Genomic DNA, 18646 nt, shown 5'->3' on the forward strand with positions numbered 1-18646 from the left:
CCATCACTCATCCTGCAACCTCCCCCAACAGGCTCTGAATCTCCGCCTCTAGCGCCTTCAACTCCGCGTCGATCTCCGCCAACGGCCGAGGCGGCTCGTATACGTAGAAATGTCGCGTGAACGGAATCTCGTACCCGACCTTCGTCTTGCCGTGGTCGATCCACGCATCCGGCACATGCGGATGGGCCTCCCGCTCCAGGTACTCCTCGACGTCCTCGCCCAACGGCACGTTCTCGTAATCCCGGAGCTCCGCATCCGGCTCCAATTGCCCCTTGACGCGCTGCACCTCGCCCTCCGGGTTCCGCACCCCGATCACCTCACGCAGCGCCTTGTTGAAAGGCGCCCCCGTCGGCCACGTCGAGCCGGCCGCGACCACGGCGTCCTTGAGGGCGAGCCAGGCCTCCTGCTTCGTGGCCCAGCTCGTGCCCGTCAGGGATTTGAAGGCGTCGGCCAGAGCCGAAGCCTGCGGCAGCTTCTGGATCGCCTTGGACGCCTCCAGTGCCGCCAGCGTCTCCTCCGTCACCTCGAACCGCAGCTTCAGCGGGCGTTCCACGGTGATCCGCTGGTAGCCGAAGTCCTCATTGCGGAAGACCTTCACCTTGCCGTGCATCGGGTGCTCCGGATCGCCAGCCACCGCCAGCGCCTCGCCGTACAGCTTGACCACCGTCGCGATGTGGTCCTTGCCCAGCTCCTTGCGCTTGTCGCCCAGGGACTTCCGCATCTTCTGCCACTGGTCGCGCGCATCCAGCAGCACGACCTTGCCCTTGTGGTCCGGGTTCTTCCGGTTGGTCAGGATCCAGAAGTACGTCGAGATACCGGTGTTGTAGAAGAGCTGGTCCGGCAAGGCGACGATGCCCTCCAGCCAGTCGTTCTCCAGGATCCAGCGGCGGATCTCCGACTCGCCTGAACCCGCCGCACCCGTGAACAACGGCGAACCGTTGAAGACGATCGCCAGGCGCGAGCCACCCCCGCCGTTGACGTCCACCGGCTTCATCTTCGAGATCATGTGCTGGAGGAACAGCAGCGAACCGTCGTTGATGCGCGGCAGCCCCGCCCCGAAGCGGCCGGCTTCGCCCAGCGCCTTGTGCTCGTGCTCGACCTCCTCCTTGACCTTCTTCCACTCCACGCCGAACGGCGGATTCGCCAGCATGTAGTCGAAGGTCTTGCGGGCATGCCCGTCGTCGGAGAAGGAGTTGCCGAAGGCGATGTTCTCCGGGTCCTGACCCTTGATCATGAGGTCGGACCGGCAGATCGCCCACGACTCGGGGTTGAGCTCCTGCCCGTACACCTCCACCGTGGCGTCCTCGTTGAACTCGGTGATGAGGTCGTCCATCGCGGAGAGCATGCCGCCCGTACCGCAGGCCGGGTCGAGAACCGTGCGCACCGTACCGGGCAGCTGGAGCGCGTCACCGTCTGGGGCGACGAGCAGCCGCACCATCAGCTGGATGACCTCGCGCGGGGTGAAGTGCTCGCCGGCCGTCTCGTTGGACTGCTCCGCGAAGCGGCGGATCAGCTCCTCGAAGATGTAGCCCATGTTGTGGTTGGGCACGATCTCAGGGCGCAGGTCCAGGTCCGTGAACTTGCCGATGACCTTGTAGAGCAGCCCCGCGCCGTCCAGCCGCTTGATCTGCTGGGCGAACTCGAAGCGTTCCAGCACGCCCCGCGCATTGTCGGAGAACGCCCCCACGTACACCTGAAGGTTCTGCGCCGCGTTCTGCGGGTCGTCCGCGATCTTCTTCAGGGTCAGGCTGGACTTGTTATAGAAGGAGTGGCCCGAGGCCCGGCGCAGGAAGCGGTCCGGGTCGATCCCGCTGTCCTTGTGCTGTTCCGCGATCTCCGCGACCTTCTCGCGCGTCGGCTCCAGCACGCACTCCAGGCGTCGCAGCACGGTGAACGGCAGGATGACCTTGCCGTAGTCGGACTGCTTGTAGTCCCCCCGCAGGAGGTCGGCGACGGACCACGCGTGGTTCGCCAGCTCCGTGTGCTTACTGCTGTTCAACTGGATCCCCGGATTCCTTCCGAAATGTCCCAACCCCACCGCCCGAGCCGGTTGGCCGACCGGGACGGTCCGACAAGTGTGGTCTATGTGTGAAGGCCTGCGTGCCTAATGGGGCGAATCGCCACCTCGGCCGCGTGCCCCCGCCGTCTCCCGCGAGGGCAGCAACTGGCCGCCCGTGAGCCCGCCCGACAGCAGCCGCGCCGTCTCCTCCGCCAGCCGCGTCGCCCGCTGCGCCTCCACCCGAAGTTCGTGCACGCGCCGAAACGCCTCCCCGTACCGCCGCTGCTCCTCCAGCGGCAGCAGCGGGACGCGCAGCCGGCCGGGGCTGATGTGCAGCACCGAGCTGCCGGTGGATGCGCCCGCGATGTTGTCCTCGGCGCCCAGGAAGCCGGCCAGGAACCAGGCGTCCAGGCGTGCCGGGTCCGGGCGGAAAAGGTGCACGTGAAGGCCAAGCAGCGCACCGGCCTCCTCCTCGCCCGCGACCCGGGCCATGGCACCCCCGTCGCTCGCGACCGCCCGAACCAGCACGTCCCCGACCGCGATGACCGCTGCCGCGTCACTGCGCAGCTCCGCCGAGTCGCCCGTCGGGCCGGTACCCCTGGCGATGTCCGAGCCGGTGAGGACCGGCCGGGGTTCCGCCGCCGCGCCGCCGCCCTGCTCGGCCCGCCTCGGGGCCTCCGGGACCGTCCGCAGCAGCGTCAGAGCCCCGCCTCTCGCCAGGTCCGACGCCGTCGCCGTACGCCACTCCCGTGCGGACGCGCCCGCGGGGCTCCACTCGGCGTTCTGGCCCGCCTGGCCAAGTGACTTGGCCGCCGTCACCAGCTTCCGCCGCGTCGCCTCGACCTCTGCCGACAGCTCATCCGGGTCGACATCCGCCCGTGAGGCCCGAACCTGCCGTGCGGGGGTCAGGTCGACGACCTCGTCCAACAGGTCCACGACCGTCACCGCACGTGCGACCCCGGCCTCGCCCTCGAACGCGTCCGGGTCCGCCGCGAACGCGGTCCACGCGGCGACCGCCCGCTCACTGATCGCCGTCCAGTCCAGCGCCGCCGAACGCCCGCCCCCTCGTGTACGGGTCTTTGCCGTACCGGAAGCGGTACCGGAACCCGAGCCAACTGCCGCGTCCACCGTGTCGACGAACAGCACCGACTTGCGTTCCGGGCCGCCCGGCTCCGGGCGCTGCAGCACCCAGAGGTGCAGGCCGATGTGGAGCGGGGTCGCCGCGCCCGGCGGGAGCGCCAGGACCGCGCGCAGCGCGCCGGCGCGGACGAGTTCCGCCCGTACGCGACGGCCCGAGGCTCGCGTCGCCGTCGCCGGCGGCAGGAGCATCACCGCGTGACCTCCCGGTTCGAGGTGCGCGAGCGCGTGCTGCACCCAGGCCAGCTCGGACTCGGCGCGGGCCGGGAAGCCGTACGCCCAACGCGGATCGTAGGCCAGCTCGTCGTGGCCCCAGTCCCGGTCGCCGTAGGGCGGGTTGCACAGAACGGCGTCGGCGACGAGGTCCGGGAAGGCGTCCGTGCGCAGGCTGTCGCCGGTGCGCACCGTGACCGTCGTGTCCTCGGGTGCTGTCAGCGTCAAGCTCACCGCGCTGCGCCGGGCCTGCACTGGCACGGCGTCCTGGCCGTACAGCGCGCTCGTGCCGCGCCGGGCAACTGCTGCCAACAGGCTGCCGCTGCCGCACGCGGGGTCGAGGACGCGCGCTGGGGAGCCGGGGACCAGGCGGGCCATGAGGTCGGCGAGAGGCTCCGGCGTCCGGTACGTCCCGGACGCGGCGCTGTCCTCCAGCTCCCGTTCCGCGAGCACGCCCAGCGCGACCTCGCCGCCCTGGTCGCGCACGCAGAGGAGCAGCGCCCGCAGGACGGTGGCTTCGTCGGGCGTGAAGCGCGCGGTGTCCGCTGCCGGTACGACATCGGCCACGTCCGCCACCGCCTCGTCGGCGTGCTCTGTCAGCTCCGCGTCCGGCAGATTCGCGAGTGCGGTCAGCTCGTCCGGGGTGCGGCGGGCCGCCGCGAGAACAAGGGAGAGCAGGTCGGAGGCGCCGGACTTACCGCTCTGTGCGTGCAGGCGCAGCACCGTGCGCAGCTCCTCCGCCGGGCTGGCCGCCGCTGCCTGCCCACGGGCCGCGAGCCAGGCGCGCACTTCCTCCAGGTCGTACAAGGGGCTGCTCTCCGTGCCTCCCGAGGGCGCGGGGAAGTCGTCGTGCCGGCGGCGCCAGTTGCTGACGGTGGCGCGGGTGACCCCCGCGATGCGGGAGATCTCGGCTGCCGTCACCTGGGCGGATGGCTGGGGCATCACGGAGTCCTGGGCCTCTCGGTAGCGAACGGTTAACAACCTATAGCACTCGTCAAATCTGTCAATGTGTTTGACGATGCTTTCACGGCCGTGCTTACCTAATGATGCTTCCGCAGTGAGCGTCGGTCTGTGGAGGGTGTTCATCCGTCATGCCCGCACCGGCTGCGCCGTGCGCCGGGATCGCAGACGCACCGACGTGATCACCACATGTCCCGAACCGAACCGAACGGAGCTCGACCATGACCACTCCGACCCCGAACCCCGGCGCGCAGGGCGGCCCCCAGGGCCCGCAGCCCCAGCAGGCTCCGTGGGGCACCCCGCCGCCTCCACTCGGCAGCCCCAAGTCCCCGAGACGCCGCAAGGGTTGGGTCATCTACGGCGTCGTCCCCCTCGTCTCCCTCTTCGTCGGAGTCGGTATTGGCTCCAGCGGTGGGGGCGGCGACACGGCCCACGCGAAGGCTGAGCCCGGACCGGCGGTGACCGTCACCGAGACCGCCAGGGCGGAGGCCGAACCCGGCCCCACGGTCACCGAGACGGTCACCGCCAGTCCCAAGGAGACCAAGCAGCCCGGCCCTGCCACCAGCTTCTCCGGCGAAGGCGAATACCTCGTCGGCGAGGACATCAAGCCCGGCACGTACAAGACCGCCGGCCCGGAGGACGAGTGGGGCTGCTACTGGGAGCGCGCCAAGGATGCCAGCGGCGAGTTCGACTCCATCATCGCCAACAACAACCTCAACGGGCCGGGGCGGGTGACGCTCAACAACGGGGAGTACTTCAAGACGAACCGGTGCCAGGAGTGGACGAGGGTCGGCTGAGGCGGGGGCATGGGTCCGCCCCAACTGCTGCACGCCCTTGGGCAGGCAGGTTACCTGCGGATTTGCGGTTCAGGTGAGGACTAGGTGAAGTCCCTGTGCACGGTTACTCTGTCGGCGTGTACGACATGACCGACCCCGTTGCCGCCCGCCGTGCGGCGATAGCCGCCGAGAAGGAGCGCCTGGCGAGGGCACGGGAGCGCCGGCTGAGCCGCGAACCGGCCGGCGCGAACGGCTTCGCGCAACGGAAGTGGCGTTGGCTGGGCGTCAACGGTGGTGAGGCCGTCGAGGCCGTGCTGGCGCTACTGAAGGACGTTGCTGGGGCGCCCACTCTGACGGACAGCCAGCGCGGCACATTGAGCCGCGCTGTCGCCGGGACACCGGACCGCGAGGCCCTGCTTCCGGCGGTCCGGGTCGGCCTCGCGACCCTGGAGCCGGACGGCGTCCTCGGCCATCTGCGTTCCTTGTGGGCCACGGGGGTGCGCTGGCTCAACGAGCCCGGATCGGAACGGTGCCGGATCCTGTGCTCGACCGCCCCGGGGATCGAACTCGTCAACGTGAAATCCCGAGCGATTTCGGGAGGGCCGGCGTTCTCCCTGTTTGCCACGGCGGCGACGCGAGGGGCGATCCCCATACCGAACGCACATCTGCCGCAGGTTCTGCCGTGGGCACCGCTGTCCGTCATCGACGACCTTGTGGACCACGGCGGTCTGCTGGCGGAGGACCGGCCCTGGGAAGCGCGCGAGGAGGCTGACGCGCTCTACCTGCGTGCGCGTCTGGCCCCGGCATCCGTCAACCCACGGGACGCCGCGCGACTCGGCTGGGACGGCTTCCTGCGCCGCCGCGCGTTCCTGGACGGCGACGAGATCGTGCGGAAGGAACCAGAGGACGTCTGGGACCTGTTGTACGACGTCGTGGCGGAGGCCCACCTCCCGTCCCTCGGCGCCCTGGACGCTGCCCTGCCGCGCGCCCAGCAGATCGAACTGCGCAACCTGAAGTCGGGGGCCCTGAACGGGCAGTGGGCCATGGAGACGGTCCGCGACAAGGGACTGTGGAAACTGATGGCTGCCCTGTGGCAGCCGACCGAACCCGTCGATCCGACGCGCAGCGACTTCCACGCTCTGGTCGCGCTCAGGCGCGCCTACGACCTGGCCAAGTCCGGAGACATGGAGGCGGCGGGCCGTCAGGCGGACTCCTTCCTGCGGGACCGCGCCGTCCGGTCGCTGCCTGCCGGGTTGGTGTGTGAGGCGTACACCATCGCGGCCTACGTGGCCGTGGTCACGTCGGCCACCGCCGCCGGGAGCGAGAAGCTCGCCCTGGCGGAAGAACACGCCCGTAAGGCAACAGGGACCGGCAGTGCCGCGGCCGAACGTAATCTCGCCCTCGTCCGCACGTGGAGATCCACGCCGAAGAACCAGCGGGGGTCGATGACGAACCCGTTCCTGGAACTGGGCCTGGACCATGCAGCCGAACGCTGGGAGCGCCACTGCCGGGAACTCTTCCGGCAGTACGAGCATGAGGGTGACCAGGCGAGCCAGGCGCGCGTCAACCAGGCGGAGGACCGTATCCACGACGCCTTTCGCCATGACGCCGGTCTCGACGTGTTCTTCCAGCTACAGCTCGACAGGTCCCGGTACGAGATGCCGGACGCCGTGCCCGGGCAATTGGTGCCCCCTTTGGAGCCGATGGCCCGCCGCACCTCGCTCACCAGCGGCACGGAACTGGAGACCATTCGTGCCCGGGCAGCCGTCGAGCTACTCGACGACTTCCGGAGTACCGCACCCCACCTCGACCGTCACGGCCCCACCCGCTGACGGATTTTCCTGATAGATGACGCACGATGGTGAGCGAGGCGCAACCAGTCCATGGCCCCGAACAGGAAGACCGCGGCACGCCGTGGTGAGAAGAAGGTTCCCAAGAACGAGCGTGCCCATCGCCCATGCCCGCACTGCGGGCAGATACAGCCGGGCAAGACTCGTGCGGACGCGCCGCACAAGCCCGGCGGACTGAAGCACCGCAGAGCGAAGCGGCAGGAGCCGGTCGAGCAGCCCGCCACCGCGAAGCAGCAGGCCGTCCCCCAGGCGCCGGAGCCCATCGACGCCAAGACGATCATCCAGGGCGTGGTCGAACGGATCCCCGCAGCTCTGGAGACCACGAGGGCCGGCGAAGCCGTCCCGGCCGCCAGCCTCAACGTGGCCGTCCGTAAGGCCGTTCTAGACGAGTTCCGGACCCGGGCCCAGTTCGCAGGGCGGCTCGCGGAGATCGACGTACTGCTCTGGGCGCAGACGGACCACGGTGGCGAGCTCGTCAGCGGCACGCTGCAGGACCATTTGCGGCAGTTGCGCATTCTCAGGGTGACCGAGCCGGAGGAAGGGGACCGGTTCGTCGTCACCGAGGGCGAAGGCGACAGCTTCGAGGTACTGCGTCCGGCATACGTGGATGAACTGACCGGCAAGGTCGTTCTGGCCGGGCACCTGCGGAGGGTTTCCGCGCGCAACAGTGCAGTGGGGGAGGAAGAGTGACAACGGGTATTGACTTCGGCACCACCAACTCGGTGGCTGCACAGTGGAACGGCGCATACGTCGAGATCCTGGAACTCGGCGGACAGGGACTCGACGCCGACTGGGAGCGACCCGGCTTCGAGAAGCTCTACCCGTCGGTCGTGGGCACCAGTTCCCTCCGGGCGGGCGCCCTCTTCGGCTGGGAGGCCAAGCTCCGCTCCGAGCAGGCCGTCGAAGCGTGCAAACGCATGCTGCGCGAGGAGCCCCTCGTCACGATCGGAGGGCGGCGATTCGCCGCGACCACCGCGGCCGCCGGGGTCTTCCGCTCCATGGCCGCAGCCGCGGAGGAGGAGGCGGCGACCGAGATCGGGGAAGCCGTCATCACCGTCCCGGCCAACGCCACCGGCGCGGCCCGCTTCCGTACCCGTGAAGCGGCACGGGCGGCAGGCATCACGGTCAAGACACTGCTCAACGAGCCCACGGCCGCGGCCATCGCCTACGCGCATGCCGTGGAGGAGGAGGGCGAGTTCCTCGTCTTCGACTGGGGCGGCGGAACCATGGACGCCACGCTGCTGCTGCACGACGACGGCTTTTTCGACGAGAAGGCCAGCCGTGGCGTCAACCAGCTCGGCGGTCTGGAGATCGACGAACGACTGCGCCGCATGGTCCTCGAGCGGGCGCCCGCACGCAGGCAGTGGTCCGAGTCCGAGCAGCGGCAGTTCCGCCTCGACCTCGAACGCAACAAGATCCTGCTGTCTTCCCAGGAGTCCGTACGCATCACGACCCCGGACGGCATTGCCGTGGAGATCGGCCAGGACGAGTTCTCCGCCGAGATCCAGGACCTGATCAGCCGGGCACTCGACCCGGTCGAGCAATGCCTCGAACAAGCCCGCATAGACCCGAGCGAGCTCACAGCGGTACTGATGATCGGAGGCAGCAGCCAGATCCCCGCGGTGCGCGAGGCCGTGGCCGAAGCACTGGACTGCGAACTGGTCGGCCCTGAGCTGTGCAATCCGATGACCGCCGTCGCCGAAGGTGCCGCCATCAGCGCGGCGGCCATGGACGGCGAGCTGAAGAGCATCATCCGAGTCGTCAACACCCACGCATTGGGGACGGTCACCAAGGACCGTCACGGCAAGCGTGCCTTCAGCTCGCTCATCGACCGTAACCAGAGACTGCCCCAGCAGCGGAGCAAGTCCTACCAACCGTCCCAGGACGGAGTGCGCCGACTGACCGTGGAAGTGTGGGAAGGAGACCCCGACCGGCCCGTCGACCACCCTGACAACGTCAAACTGACCGAGCTCGTCCTGGCCTACCCGCAACGGTCCCAGGCAGAGGACGGCGTGTTCGACCTGGAGTACACCTACAGCAAGGAAGGGCTGCTGACAGTGAAGGCAACCCTTCAGAAGACCGGCGAGGTCGTCCTCGACGGCGAGGTCAGAGTCTTCGGCGACAGCACCGTGCCTCCGGAGATCGAGAAAGAGCTCAAGGCACTGTTTGCGCTGCGATCGTCGGAGCGCACAACACCCCGGCCCACTCACCCTCAACCGGTCCCTGCCGCTGCGCAGTCCGGCGGACGACCCGACAACGCGTCCCGGCCGAACGCCGCGCCACCGTCCCCGGCCTCCCTGGCCAAGAAGCCCGCTCCAGTGACCAAGCAGCAGTCCGCCGCCCTGGTCGTCGACGGGTCGAACCTGGCATGGAACGGGCGCCCTCCGCGCTCAGCGGGAGGACGGCCCAGCTTCCTCGCCCTTCAGGCGGCGATCAAGGCGCTGCGGTTCAAGAACCCGGACAAGGACATCCACGTCGTTGTCGACGCCACGCTCCGCCACGACGTCGCCGCGGAGGAACGACCGCTGGTGGAGGAGGCCATCGCCAGCGGCACGGTGGTCCAGCCGCCCGCCGGCACCGAGGGCCGCGGAGACGCCCTGGTGATCAGTATCGCGGACGAGATCAACGGAGTGATCGTCTCCAACGACAACTTCGCACCCTTCCAGAAGTCCAACCCCTGGCTCCTGGATGTCGGCCGGGTGTTGGGGGCCACTCAGTCCCAGGGCCTCTGGGTTTTCAACCCGCGCAGACCCAACCTCGCCGTGTCAGGGCGTCGCCGCTGACGGCGATCCTGGTCCGATAGCGCTTCACGCAATGCGTGGTGCAAAGAACTGCCCCGGTCGAACGCCGTCGGCGGCATCCCGCCGTCGACGGCACGGGCCAGCCACCCCGCTAGCCTCCGCACCCGTCCCGGAACTCCAGCCCCGGCAGCTGTCGGTGTCCGTCCGGGCGCCCACCGTAGGGAGCCCGCGAGACCGGCTGCAAGCGGAGCGGAGCCCTCCGGCCCTTGGGGCACGAGTGGTTCACGGTGTGTTCACTGTTTGCGCGCGGATGGTTGTTCAAGCACGGGTCCGCCGTCGCGCCGCATTGTTCAGTGCCGCGATCGGGCTGCTGAACAACGGTGTACGGCGGTGTGATTGATGCCAGGGGGGAGCCCGGGGCGGCGCGGAGCGCTACCGCTCGTGTGCCGCGTCGCCCCGCAAGGCCCGCACACCTGCACCGAGGGAGGAACACCGATGAGCACCGACGACGCCCGCCGGCCCGGGAGCGTGACCCTCGCGGTGATCCTGTTGATCCTGGGGACGTTCGTGGCGGCCGTGGCGGCGTCGTCCGACCCGGGCGTGCAGAACCTGACGGCCGGGCTCGTCCTGGCCTGCTTCTGGTTCGGGATCCGGGCCGGCCGGGGACGGCGTACCGCCCGGACCACGGTGACCTGTCTGACGGTGGTGATGCTGGTGTTCGCCACGCCGTTCGCCCTCGCCGACCCGCTCTACGGCGGCGTCACCCTCCTCCTCGCCGCCGCCCTCGCGGTCCCGGGGGTGGCCCTGCTGTACACGCCCAGAGCCGAGGCGTACGTCCGCGCCCGGATGGACCTTCTGCATGCCGACCGGGCCCTGAGCGACGACTGATACGAGCCGGCGTACACCGAGCACCGAAAAGGGGGGGCAGGATCATGGACGAGCCGGCGTACGCCGCGGACGAGCCGCCCGAGGGCCGGGCGGAGCGCGACCCGGTGGCCGTCGCTGTCGGTAACGCATCGTTGCTGGGCGTCGGTTATCTGCTGATGGGGCGCCGGGGGCTGTTCCTCGCCTCCGGCACGGTCACCGTCGCGCTGGTGTGGACGGTCGTGTCGGTCGCGGAGGCCTGGTGCGAGGCCCTGCTGCTGGTGTGGTGGCTGGTGGTCATCGCACACGGGTGGCTGCTGGCGCGCGGGGAGCAGCTTCGGTTGCGACTTGAGCAGCAGGACCCGGCAGCGCGCGCTCAGCTGCATCCCGCACTGCCCGTGCCGCAGGGCCCGGCACGGCTCGGGCAGTGGTTGCGCGCGCTCGCCGTGACGGTCCCTGTGCTGCTGGTCGTCGGGCTGCTGCGGTTCGACGCGCACGCGATAGAGGACCGCGTCACCGAGGCGCGCGAGAGCGGGGACTGCGTGGGCGTCGTGTCCGCGCAGGAGGACGTGTGGTTCGGCCACCGTCTCGTGGGCGCCCCGCAGGCCGCCCGTGGTGATGTGGCCGTCGAGGCCTGCGGGCGGCTGGACGAGGCGCGGGCCGAGTTGTCCGCGGGGCTTCTCGACGCCGACGTCGAGGCGCTCGGGGTGGGGTACGCGGTGCTGTCCGCGCTCCTGAAGGAGCCGGGCAACGACAAGACGGTCGAGACGGCCCTGGACGACTTCCTCGGCGGCCTGCCCACGGGCGACGCGTGCGAGACCGTACGGATCACCGACTGGCTCCGCGCCCGCAAGTACGGCAGTGACGTACTGGAGCCGTCGTCGGCCGCCGCCACCCGGGCCGCGCCGGACGCCCTTCTGGAATGCGGCGACGACCTCCTGGGCAAGCAGCAGTGGACGCAGGCCCGGTCGCGATACCGGCAACTCCTCGACGAGCACCCGGAGAACGCCCGTACCAAGCAGGCCCGCAGCGGACTGCGGAAGGTGACCTTGGGCATCCAGCTGGACCACGTCCGCGAACTGCTGCAGGACACGCACGACATGAAGAGCGGGTACTGCGCGGCACCGGCGAAGTACAGCGCGGCGCCCGCCTACCGCAAGGGATCGAACCTCGCGTACTTCGTGGGCTACGACGACTACTCGGAGCAGGTGCCCGATCGGTGGGAGGCAACGGTCCCGGAGAAGGCCGCGCTGATCGTGTGCGTGGGGGAGTCGAGCTACGGCACCGCCGTGGAGACGTGCCCCTACCGGGATCCCGACGACTCCGGCGGGCCCATCAGGTATGTCACGTTCCACAAGATCCGCCTCCCAGTGAAGGCGTACGAACTGCGCACCGGAAGGCTCGTGGCCGACCGCAGCGTGCAGATCGGCGGTTCGAGTTGCCCCTACCTCCTCACCTACTTCGGCGACGCGGATTACGTCAGTCCGTCCGACTCCGACGTACGCAACGCTTTCTCATCGATCGTCAACCGGTGAACGGACAGCCCATGCCCACCCCATACTGGTTCCCCACGTACCGCGCCCTCACTGCCGTCCTCCCCGCCGTGCTACTTGCCACCGCGGGCTGCGGCGACGGCACGTCCGGCACGGACGACGACACGCGAAAGCCCCGCTCCCGTCCGTCCGCGTCCCCGTCGAGCCCGAGCCCGAGCCCGAGTCCGACCCCCACCCGCGGTCCGGTCAGCCCCGTCGGCGACTGGACGCTGAGCCACAGCGATGCCGGCTCCGTCTTCTACGTCCTGACCGTCGAGAAGAACCGGGACCTCAGCATGCTGGGCCGCCCCCGGGGCGGGGCGAGCGGGAGCGGTACCGACCTCTGCTTCGGAGACCTCACCGCCGGGCCGGACCCCTACAAGGTGAAGATCACGTGCGTCAACACGGAGGACCTGAAACCGGGGCGCCCGAAGACCGACGTGTTCGAAGGCACGGCCGTCATCTCCCCGGACCCGATCGGTGGCGAGGACACGTTCGTGATCACATGGAATGACGGAGCGATGGACTACCTCACGAAGATGGGCAACGACGACTGGTGATCATGCCCCGAACTTAATGCATATGATGTGCAAGTGCGTGACTACTGCATCAGGACCGCGGAACCCGCAGACCTCGACGGCGCCCGAGCCGTCATGCTCGACACCGTCTACCGCGACTTCGGGACCGGATACGTGCCCCGCTGGCACGGCGACATCATCGACCCGGCCGCCGCCTATCTCGTCCCCGCCCGCCACACCCTCCTCGTCGCGGTGGACCAGGGCGACGGCAGCGTGGTCGCCACCGCCGCCCTCGACTCCCGTGGCCCGGCCTTTCCGCCCAACCCACGGGACGTCGCCGAGCGCTTCCCCTCCGGCGAGACCGCGCAGCTGCGCCGGGTGTACGTGCGCCCCGAGCACCGCCGTCGCGGGCTCGCCCGGCGGCTGGTGGACGCATTGGTCGCCTTCGCCGAGGCCGACGGCGGATACCGCTCCGCGTATCTGCACACCGATCCTGCCGTGCCGGGCGCCGAAGGCTTCTGGCGGTCGTGCGCCAAGGTGGTGCACGACGAGCGGGAGGATCCCGGCGGCGGGCAGGGGATCGTGCACTTCGAGATCCCCCTGGGGCGGTGACACGCGTGCGTTCCTCCCGACTGCTCGCCTCCGTGCTGCTCATACCGCTGCTCGCCGGCTGCTTCGCCTCCGGCGGCGACACCGACTCCTCCGGTGAGGACAAGGACGGTTCCCGGCTCCGTGTCGCGCTCGCCTTCCCGCCCGCCGAGAACCTCTCCCCGTACGGTGCCGACGCCACCGTCCTGAGCCGGCTCGGCGTCACCGAGGGTCTGGCCGCCCTGGACGCCAACGGTGCCGCGGCGCCCGCGCTCGCCGCCTCCTGGCAGCGCAAGGACGCCCGGACCTGGCTGTTCACCCTGCGCGAGGCCACCTTCCAGGACGGCACCGACGTCACCGCGCAGGCGGTCACCGCCTCCCTCACCGAGGCCACCGAGGCCAAGCCCGAGCCCGCTGCCCTCTCCGGCGTCACCCTCACCGCCGAGGCCGAGGGCAGCAGTGCCGTACGGATCACCACCGGTGAACCCGATCCCGTGCTGCCGCTGCGGCTCGCCAGTCCCAGCCTCGCGATCCTCGCGGCGAAGGCGTACGACGAGAAGGACCGGGTCGACCTCGTCGGCACCGCCACCGGGCCCTTCGAGCTCACCAAGGTCACCGGCAGCAGCTCCGCCACCCTCGACCGCTACGACGACTACTGGGGCGGCCGGGCCCAGGCCTCCGGCATCGACGCGAAGTTCATCGCCGACGGCACCGCCCGCACCGCTGCCCTGCGTACCGGTGACATCGACATCGCCGAGGCGGTGCCCGTCTCGCAGGCCGCGAGCCTCGACGAGGGCGCCGGCCGGGAGACCGCGACCACCCGCACCACGAGCCTGCTGCTCAACAGCAGGTCCGGAGCCTTCAAGGACGCGAAGCTGCGGGCCGCCGCGCGGGCCGCCGTCGACACCTCCGCGCTCGCCGACGGCGTCTACGAGGGGCACGCCGATGCCGGTGTCGGCATCTACGGGCCGGCCGTGACCTGGGCCGAGGGCAAGCGGCAGCAGCCCGTGGGGCGGGCGCGGGCCGCGCAGCCCGACGGCGCGTCGATCACTCTTGCCACGTACGACAACCGGCCCGAACTGCCGGAGGTCGCCCAGGTGCTGAAACAGCAGCTGGAAAAGGCCGGGTTCAAGGTGAGGCTGGAGGTGCGCGAGTACTCGCGGATCGAGAGCGACGCGCTGGCCGGCAAGTTCGACGCCTTCGTACTCGCGCGCAACAGCCTGGTCGACACCGGCGACCCCGTAGCCGTCCTCGCGAGCGACTTCACCTGCGACGGCGGCTACAACCTGGCGCTGCTGTGCGACAAGGACATCGACCGGGCCGTCGCGCAGGCCGAGGCCACCTCCGACACCGCCGAGCGGCAGGACGCCGTCATGGCCGCCGAGGCGCGGATCCTCGGCACCGACGCCGTGGTGCCGCTGGTCCACCAGCGGGTCATCACCGGTGTGGGCACCGACGTCCGGGGCGCGCTCCTCGACCCGTACGAGCGCACCCTCGTCGGCACCGGGACGCGGCGCTGAACGATGCAACACCACCGACGGGCGGTCACGCTGCTGTGGCGGGCCGCCCTCGCCGCCGCCCTCGTGTGCGCCATCGGCCTGCTGCCGTGGCTCGCGCACACCGACCCGGCGCTCACCGTGCTCAAGGCGCGCTCGGTCGACCGTGAGCCCACGCCCGAGGTGCTGGCGGACATCCGCGCGCAACTCGGGCTCGACGCCGGTCCGCTGCACCTGCTCGGGCAGTGGCTGGCCGGGCTGCCGCGGGGGGACGCCGGGCGGTCCTGGCTGTCCGGTACCGAGGTCATGCCCGCCGTGCTCGACGCGCTCGGCGTGTCCCTGCTGCTGACGGCGGTGGCGCTGGTCGTCGCGGCGGTCACCGCCGGGCTCGTGTGCGCCCGCACCCTGTGGCTCGGTTCGCGCCGCCGGCTCGGTGGGCGCCGGGCGGGCGGCAGCGGGTCGGCGGTCCTTGCCGCGCTGCCCGAGTTCCTCGCCGCGTCCGTGCTCGCCACCGTCGTAGGAGTGCAGCTCGGGTGGCTGCCCGCGCTCGGCTGGTACGGGCCGCAGTGGACGGTGTTGCCCGGGCTGGCCCTCGGGGTGCCCGCCGGGGCCGTGCTCGGGCGGATGCTCGACGATCTGCTGCCCGGTGCCTTCGCCGAGCCGTGGGCGCTGGCCGCGGCGGCGCGCGGGCTGCCGGGGCGGAGCATCGCACGTCAGGCCGTGCGGCGGTGTGTGCCCGCGCTGCTGCCGAACGCCGGGCTGTTCGTCGTCGGCCTCACCGGCGGTGCCGTCGCCGTGGAGCAGATCTTCGACATTCCCGGCCTCGGCCGCACCACCCTCCAGGCCGCCCTCGCCCAGGACCTGCCCGTCCTCCAGGCCGGCACCCTGGCCCTCCTGCTGCTCGCGGCGGCGGCCACCGGACTGGCCCGGCTCGCCGCGCGACCGCTGATCGGCCCCGCCCTGCGCGACGGTGCCCTGCCCACCCTGCACCGGCCCACCCCGCCCGCACGCCGCATCCTGCCCCTCGTGCACGCCGCCGTACTGCTCGGCGTCATCGCCGCCGGACTGCCCCGCGACCCGCTCGCCCTCGACACCACCGAGCGCCTCCGACCGCCCTCCTGGACACACCCGTTCGGCACCGACTCGCTGGGCCGGGACATGCTCGCCCGGATCGGTCACGGCGCCCTGGACACCCTGCTGCTCGCCCTCGCCATCACCGCCGTCGCCCTGTTCACCGGCGTGCTGCTCGGGCTGGTGCCCCGCCTTTCCGGGCCGCTCGTCGACACCGTCAACGCCGTACCGGCCGTCCTGGGCGCCCTCCTCGTCACCGCCGTCGCGGGCCGCGGGACGGCCACGCCCGCGCTCGCGGTGAGCGTCGTCGCCTGGGCGCCGCTCGCCGCGCACACCTCCTCGCTGCTGCTCCAGGAACGCGCCGCCGTACACATCACCGCCACCCGTGCCCTGGGCGCCGGCCGCTGGTACCTGCTGCGCCACGAACTGCTGCCCGCCGTCCTGCCGCCCGTCACCCGCCACGCCCTGCTGCGGCTGCCCGGCGTCGCACTCTCCCTGGCCTCCCTCGCCTTCCTCGGCCTCGGCGCCCAGCCGCCGTCCCCGGAGTGGGGCCTGCTGCTCGCCGAGAACCAGCCCTACGCCGAGCGCGCCCCCTGGGCCGTCCTCGCCCCCGCCGCCGTCCTCGCCCTCCTCGGCGCGCTCGCGGTGACCGCGGCGGGAGGAGTGCGATGGCGGCCCCGGCGGGCGGAGCGCCATACGGCCGCGGCCGGCGCCGAACAGCAGCCGGTCACCAAGGAGTTGGCCGCCGCCGGAACGGAGACCCGATGACCGCCCTGTCCGCCTCCCGCGTTCGACGGTCAGCGGAGCGCACCCGCCTGTCGGCGCTCCTGCGGCTGCTGATCCTCACCCAACTCGCCTTCAATATCGGCTTCTACGCCGTCCTGCCGTTCCTGTCCGAACACCTCGGACAGGCGATCGGCATGGCGGGCTGGCTGGTCGGATTCGTGCTCGGGCTCAGGACGTTCAGCCAGCAGGGGCTGTTCGTGGTCGGCGGTGCGCTCGCCGACCGGTACGGCATCCGGCCGGTCGTGCTTGCCGGCTGCGCGCTGCGCATCGCCGGGTTCGCCTGGCTCGGACACGCCGAGCAGACCTGGTCGGTGATCGGCTCGGTCCTGCTGATCGGCTTCGCCGCGGCGCTGTTCTCGCCCGCCGTGGAATCGGAGGTCGCCCGGCAGGCGGTGCTGTGGGAGGAGGAGAGCGGGGGCTCGCGCACCCGGGTGCTGGCGCTGTTCACCGTGGCCGGTCAGGCCGGTGCGTTCGTCGGCCCATTGCTCGGCGCGCTGCTGCTCGCGGTGGACTTCCGTACGGCGTGCCTCGCCGGTGCGGGGGTCTTCGTGCTGGTCCTCGCCGGGCACGCATGGCTGCTGCCACAGCGCACCCCCGGGCGGGAGCGCGTCCGGGCGAAGGGCGGGCTTCGGGCCCTGCTGCGCAACCGGCGCTTCCTGGCGCTGTGCTGCGCCTACGGTGCCTACCTCCTGGCGTACAACCAGCTCTATCTCGCCCTGCCCGACGAGGTGGCGCGTGCTACTGGTTCGCAGGCGCCGCTGGCCTGGCTGTTCGCGCTGTCCTCGCTGCTGGTCGTGACCGCCCAACTGCCCGTCACCCGCTGGGTGGGCGACCGGCTCGCCCTGCGCCGCTCCATGGCGGCCGGACTGCTGCTGATCGCCGCCGGGTTCGCCGTCGTCGCGGTGGCGCGGCCCGCCGGGTGGAGCGGTACGGCGGGGCTGGTGCCCGCGGCCGGGTTCGTCGTGCTGCTCACCGTCGGGCAGATGCTCGTCGCGCCCGCGGCCCGGGCCTGGGTACCGGACCTTGCGGAGGACGGCCGGCTCGGTCTGTACACCGGGGCGCTGTCCTCGGTCTCCGGCCTGATCGTCCTGATCGGCAGCGCGGCCACCGGCTCACTGCTCGACGCGGGTCTGCCGTCGGCCGTGCCGTGGCTGGCGCTGGCTGCCGTACCGGCAGCGGCGGTCTGGCTGCTGCCGCGCCGGGCCACTTGAACGACGGCCGTCAGCCGGCGACGGGCTCCAGCACCTTCTCGGAAACGTCGAGGGGGGAGGCTGCCTCGGTGGTCGCATGTGCAGTGGTCTCGACGCGTGCACGCGTCTCGGTGAGCGTCACCGCGCCCGTAGCCTCCACGGCCCCGTAGGCCCCGTCCCGCCGGCCCCGCGACGTCCGCCACAGCCACAGCACGTCCCGCCCGAACGACCACACCAGGAGAGTCAGCGCCACCGCCACCACCCCGGCGTTCGCCAGGAGGGGCAGCAGGTCCGCGGCGGCGACCAGCAGGAGCACGCCCTGCAGCGCGGCCACCGTCTTGCGGGCCGTGCTCGGCGGCAGCGGGGCGTTGAGCCACGGCAGGACACGTGCCGCGGCGACGAAGACGTACCGCATGCCGCCGATCAGCAGCACCCACGGACCCAGCGACATCGACACGTACACACTCAGCACCAGGATCAGAAACGCGTCGACCTCCATGTCGAACCGCGCCCCCAGCGCCGACGACGTGCCCGTGCGCCGGGCGACCTTGCCGTCCACGCCGTCCAGGATGAGCGCCACCGCCGTCAGGCCGACGAACAGCGTGACCGGCGGTGAGCTCTGGAAGGAGTCGGCGACCAGTGCGGTCACCGCGCCGACCAGGATCGCGCGTCCGAGTGTGACGCGGTTGGCCGGGCCGAAGGACCGCAGCCGTGACCGGTGCAGGGCCCGCGAGAGCACCGCCCAGGTGGCGATCGCGAAGGCGAGGCCGGTCAGCCAGCCCGCCGGTCCCATGCCGACCGCCGTGCCCAGCAGGGCCAGCAACAGGACCTGCAGGCCCGCGCCCACGGCGGTCTCTTGCTGGACCAGCCTCGCGTCGTAAGTGTTGTTCAGGGCCACCGAACATCCTCCGGCCGTGTGACAGAG

14 protein-coding genes are annotated in these 18646 nt (G+C 71.1%); 11 read left to right on the forward strand and 3 right to left on the reverse strand.

Annotation, left to right across the window (positions count from 1 at the left end; translation table 11 throughout):
- Positions 1 to 7: 7 nt before the first annotated feature.
- Positions 8 to 1999, reverse strand: coding sequence for an N-6 DNA methylase (locus ACFVJQ_RS10715; RefSeq protein WP_385782630.1), 1992 nt, complete (start codon positions 1997 to 1999; stop codon positions 8 to 10).
- Positions 2000 to 2104: 105 nt separating this feature from the next.
- Entirely contained in the window at positions 2105 to 4291 is a 2187-nt protein-coding gene (locus ACFVJQ_RS10720; protein ID WP_385782633.1) for an N-6 DNA methylase, read from the reverse strand.
- A gap of 239 nt (positions 4292 to 4530) precedes the next feature.
- Between ACFVJQ_RS10720 and ACFVJQ_RS10725 the strand changes: the two genes are divergently transcribed.
- From ACFVJQ_RS10725 to ACFVJQ_RS10775, 11 genes are all read left to right on the forward strand, one after another.
- Positions 4531 to 5106: a hypothetical protein gene (locus ACFVJQ_RS10725; protein WP_385782636.1), complete on the forward strand. Its 576-nt coding sequence runs from the start codon at positions 4531 to 4533 to the stop codon at positions 5104 to 5106.
- Positions 5107 to 5231: 125 nt separating this feature from the next.
- Positions 5232 to 6917, forward strand: a complete 1686-nt coding sequence (locus tag ACFVJQ_RS10730; protein WP_385782836.1) for a hypothetical protein — start codon at positions 5232 to 5234, stop codon at positions 6915 to 6917.
- A gap of 51 nt (positions 6918 to 6968) precedes the next feature.
- Positions 6969 to 7625 (forward strand): hypothetical protein, encoded by a 657-nt coding sequence (locus ACFVJQ_RS10735; RefSeq protein WP_385782638.1) that lies wholly within the window; start codon positions 6969 to 6971, stop codon positions 7623 to 7625.
- A complete protein-coding gene (locus tag ACFVJQ_RS10740; protein ID WP_385782641.1) occupies positions 7622 to 9718 on the forward strand; it encodes an Hsp70 family protein in 2097 nt (698 codons plus the stop codon). The genes ACFVJQ_RS10735 and ACFVJQ_RS10740 overlap by 4 nt, the downstream gene beginning before the upstream one ends.
- 453 nt (positions 9719 to 10171) lie before the next feature.
- The gene (locus ACFVJQ_RS10745; RefSeq protein ID WP_385782644.1) at positions 10172 to 10564 is read left to right on the forward strand and encodes a hypothetical protein; all 393 of its coding nucleotides are present in this window, start codon (positions 10172 to 10174) and stop codon (positions 10562 to 10564) included.
- 44 nt (positions 10565 to 10608) lie between these two features.
- Positions 10609 to 12075 carry a hypothetical protein gene (locus ACFVJQ_RS10750; RefSeq protein WP_385782647.1) on the forward strand — a complete coding sequence of 489 codons (1467 nt, stop codon included), beginning with the start codon at positions 10609 to 10611 and terminating at the stop codon, positions 12073 to 12075.
- A gap of 11 nt (positions 12076 to 12086) precedes the next feature.
- On the forward strand, positions 12087 to 12632 hold the full coding sequence (locus ACFVJQ_RS10755; RefSeq protein WP_385782650.1) for a hypothetical protein: 546 nt from the start codon (positions 12087 to 12089) through the stop codon (positions 12630 to 12632).
- 33 nt (positions 12633 to 12665) lie between these two features.
- A complete protein-coding gene (locus tag ACFVJQ_RS10760) occupies positions 12666 to 13202 on the forward strand; it encodes a GNAT family N-acetyltransferase (RefSeq protein ID WP_385782653.1) in 537 nt (178 codons plus the stop codon).
- A 5-nt stretch (positions 13203 to 13207) separates the two neighbouring features.
- Positions 13208 to 14698, forward strand: coding sequence for an ABC transporter substrate-binding protein (locus tag ACFVJQ_RS10765; RefSeq protein ID WP_385782656.1), 1491 nt, complete (start codon positions 13208 to 13210; stop codon positions 14696 to 14698).
- A 3-nt stretch (positions 14699 to 14701) separates the two neighbouring features.
- On the forward strand, positions 14702 to 16513 hold the full coding sequence (locus ACFVJQ_RS10770) for an ABC transporter permease subunit (RefSeq protein ID WP_385782659.1): 1812 nt from the start codon (positions 14702 to 14704) through the stop codon (positions 16511 to 16513).
- Positions 16510 to 17742 (forward strand): MDR family MFS transporter, encoded by a 1233-nt coding sequence (locus ACFVJQ_RS10775; RefSeq protein ID WP_385782662.1) that lies wholly within the window; start codon positions 16510 to 16512, stop codon positions 17740 to 17742. The genes ACFVJQ_RS10770 and ACFVJQ_RS10775 overlap by 4 nt, the downstream gene beginning before the upstream one ends.
- A 10-nt stretch (positions 17743 to 17752) precedes the next feature.
- Here the strand turns inward: ACFVJQ_RS10775 and ACFVJQ_RS10780 are convergent, their stop codons facing one another.
- A complete protein-coding gene (locus ACFVJQ_RS10780) occupies positions 17753 to 18619 on the reverse strand; it encodes a CDP-alcohol phosphatidyltransferase family protein (RefSeq protein ID WP_385509934.1) in 867 nt (288 codons plus the stop codon).
- Positions 18620 to 18646 lie beyond the last annotated feature (27 nt).

Origin of the sequence: Streptomyces sp. NPDC127197, from assembly GCF_042672405.1 — a bacterium.
GTDB classification, from domain to species: Bacteria; Actinomycetota; Actinomycetes; order Streptomycetales; family Streptomycetaceae; genus Streptomyces; species Streptomyces flavusporus.

Bases quoted from the DNA above. Each gene is read 5' to 3' on its own strand.
- ACFVJQ_RS10730 (WP_385782836.1), top strand. From the start codon at position 5,232: ATGACCGACCCCGTTGCCGCCCGCCGTGCGGCGATAGCCGCCGAGAAG.
- ACFVJQ_RS10735 (WP_385782638.1), top strand. From the start codon at position 6,969: ATGGCCCCGAACAGGAAGACCGCGGCACGCCGTGGTGAGAAGAAGGTT.
- ACFVJQ_RS10745 (WP_385782644.1), top strand. From the start codon at position 10,172: ATGAGCACCGACGACGCCCGCCGGCCCGGGAGCGTGACCCTCGCGGTG.
- ACFVJQ_RS10770 (WP_385782659.1), top strand. From the start codon at position 14,702: ATGCAACACCACCGACGGGCGGTCACGCTGCTGTGGCGGGCCGCCCTC.
- ACFVJQ_RS10775 (WP_385782662.1), top strand. From the start codon at position 16,510: ATGACCGCCCTGTCCGCCTCCCGCGTTCGACGGTCAGCGGAGCGCACC.
- ACFVJQ_RS10750 (WP_385782647.1), top strand. From the start codon at position 10,609: ATGGACGAGCCGGCGTACGCCGCGGACGAGCCGCCCGAGGGCCGGGCG.
- ACFVJQ_RS10755 (WP_385782650.1), top strand. From the start codon at position 12,087: ATGCCCACCCCATACTGGTTCCCCACGTACCGCGCCCTCACTGCCGTC.
- ACFVJQ_RS10720 (WP_385782633.1), bottom strand. From the start codon at position 4,291: ATGCCCCAGCCATCCGCCCAGGTGACGGCAGCCGAGATCTCCCGCATC.
- ACFVJQ_RS10725 (WP_385782636.1), top strand. From the start codon at position 4,531: ATGACCACTCCGACCCCGAACCCCGGCGCGCAGGGCGGCCCCCAGGGC.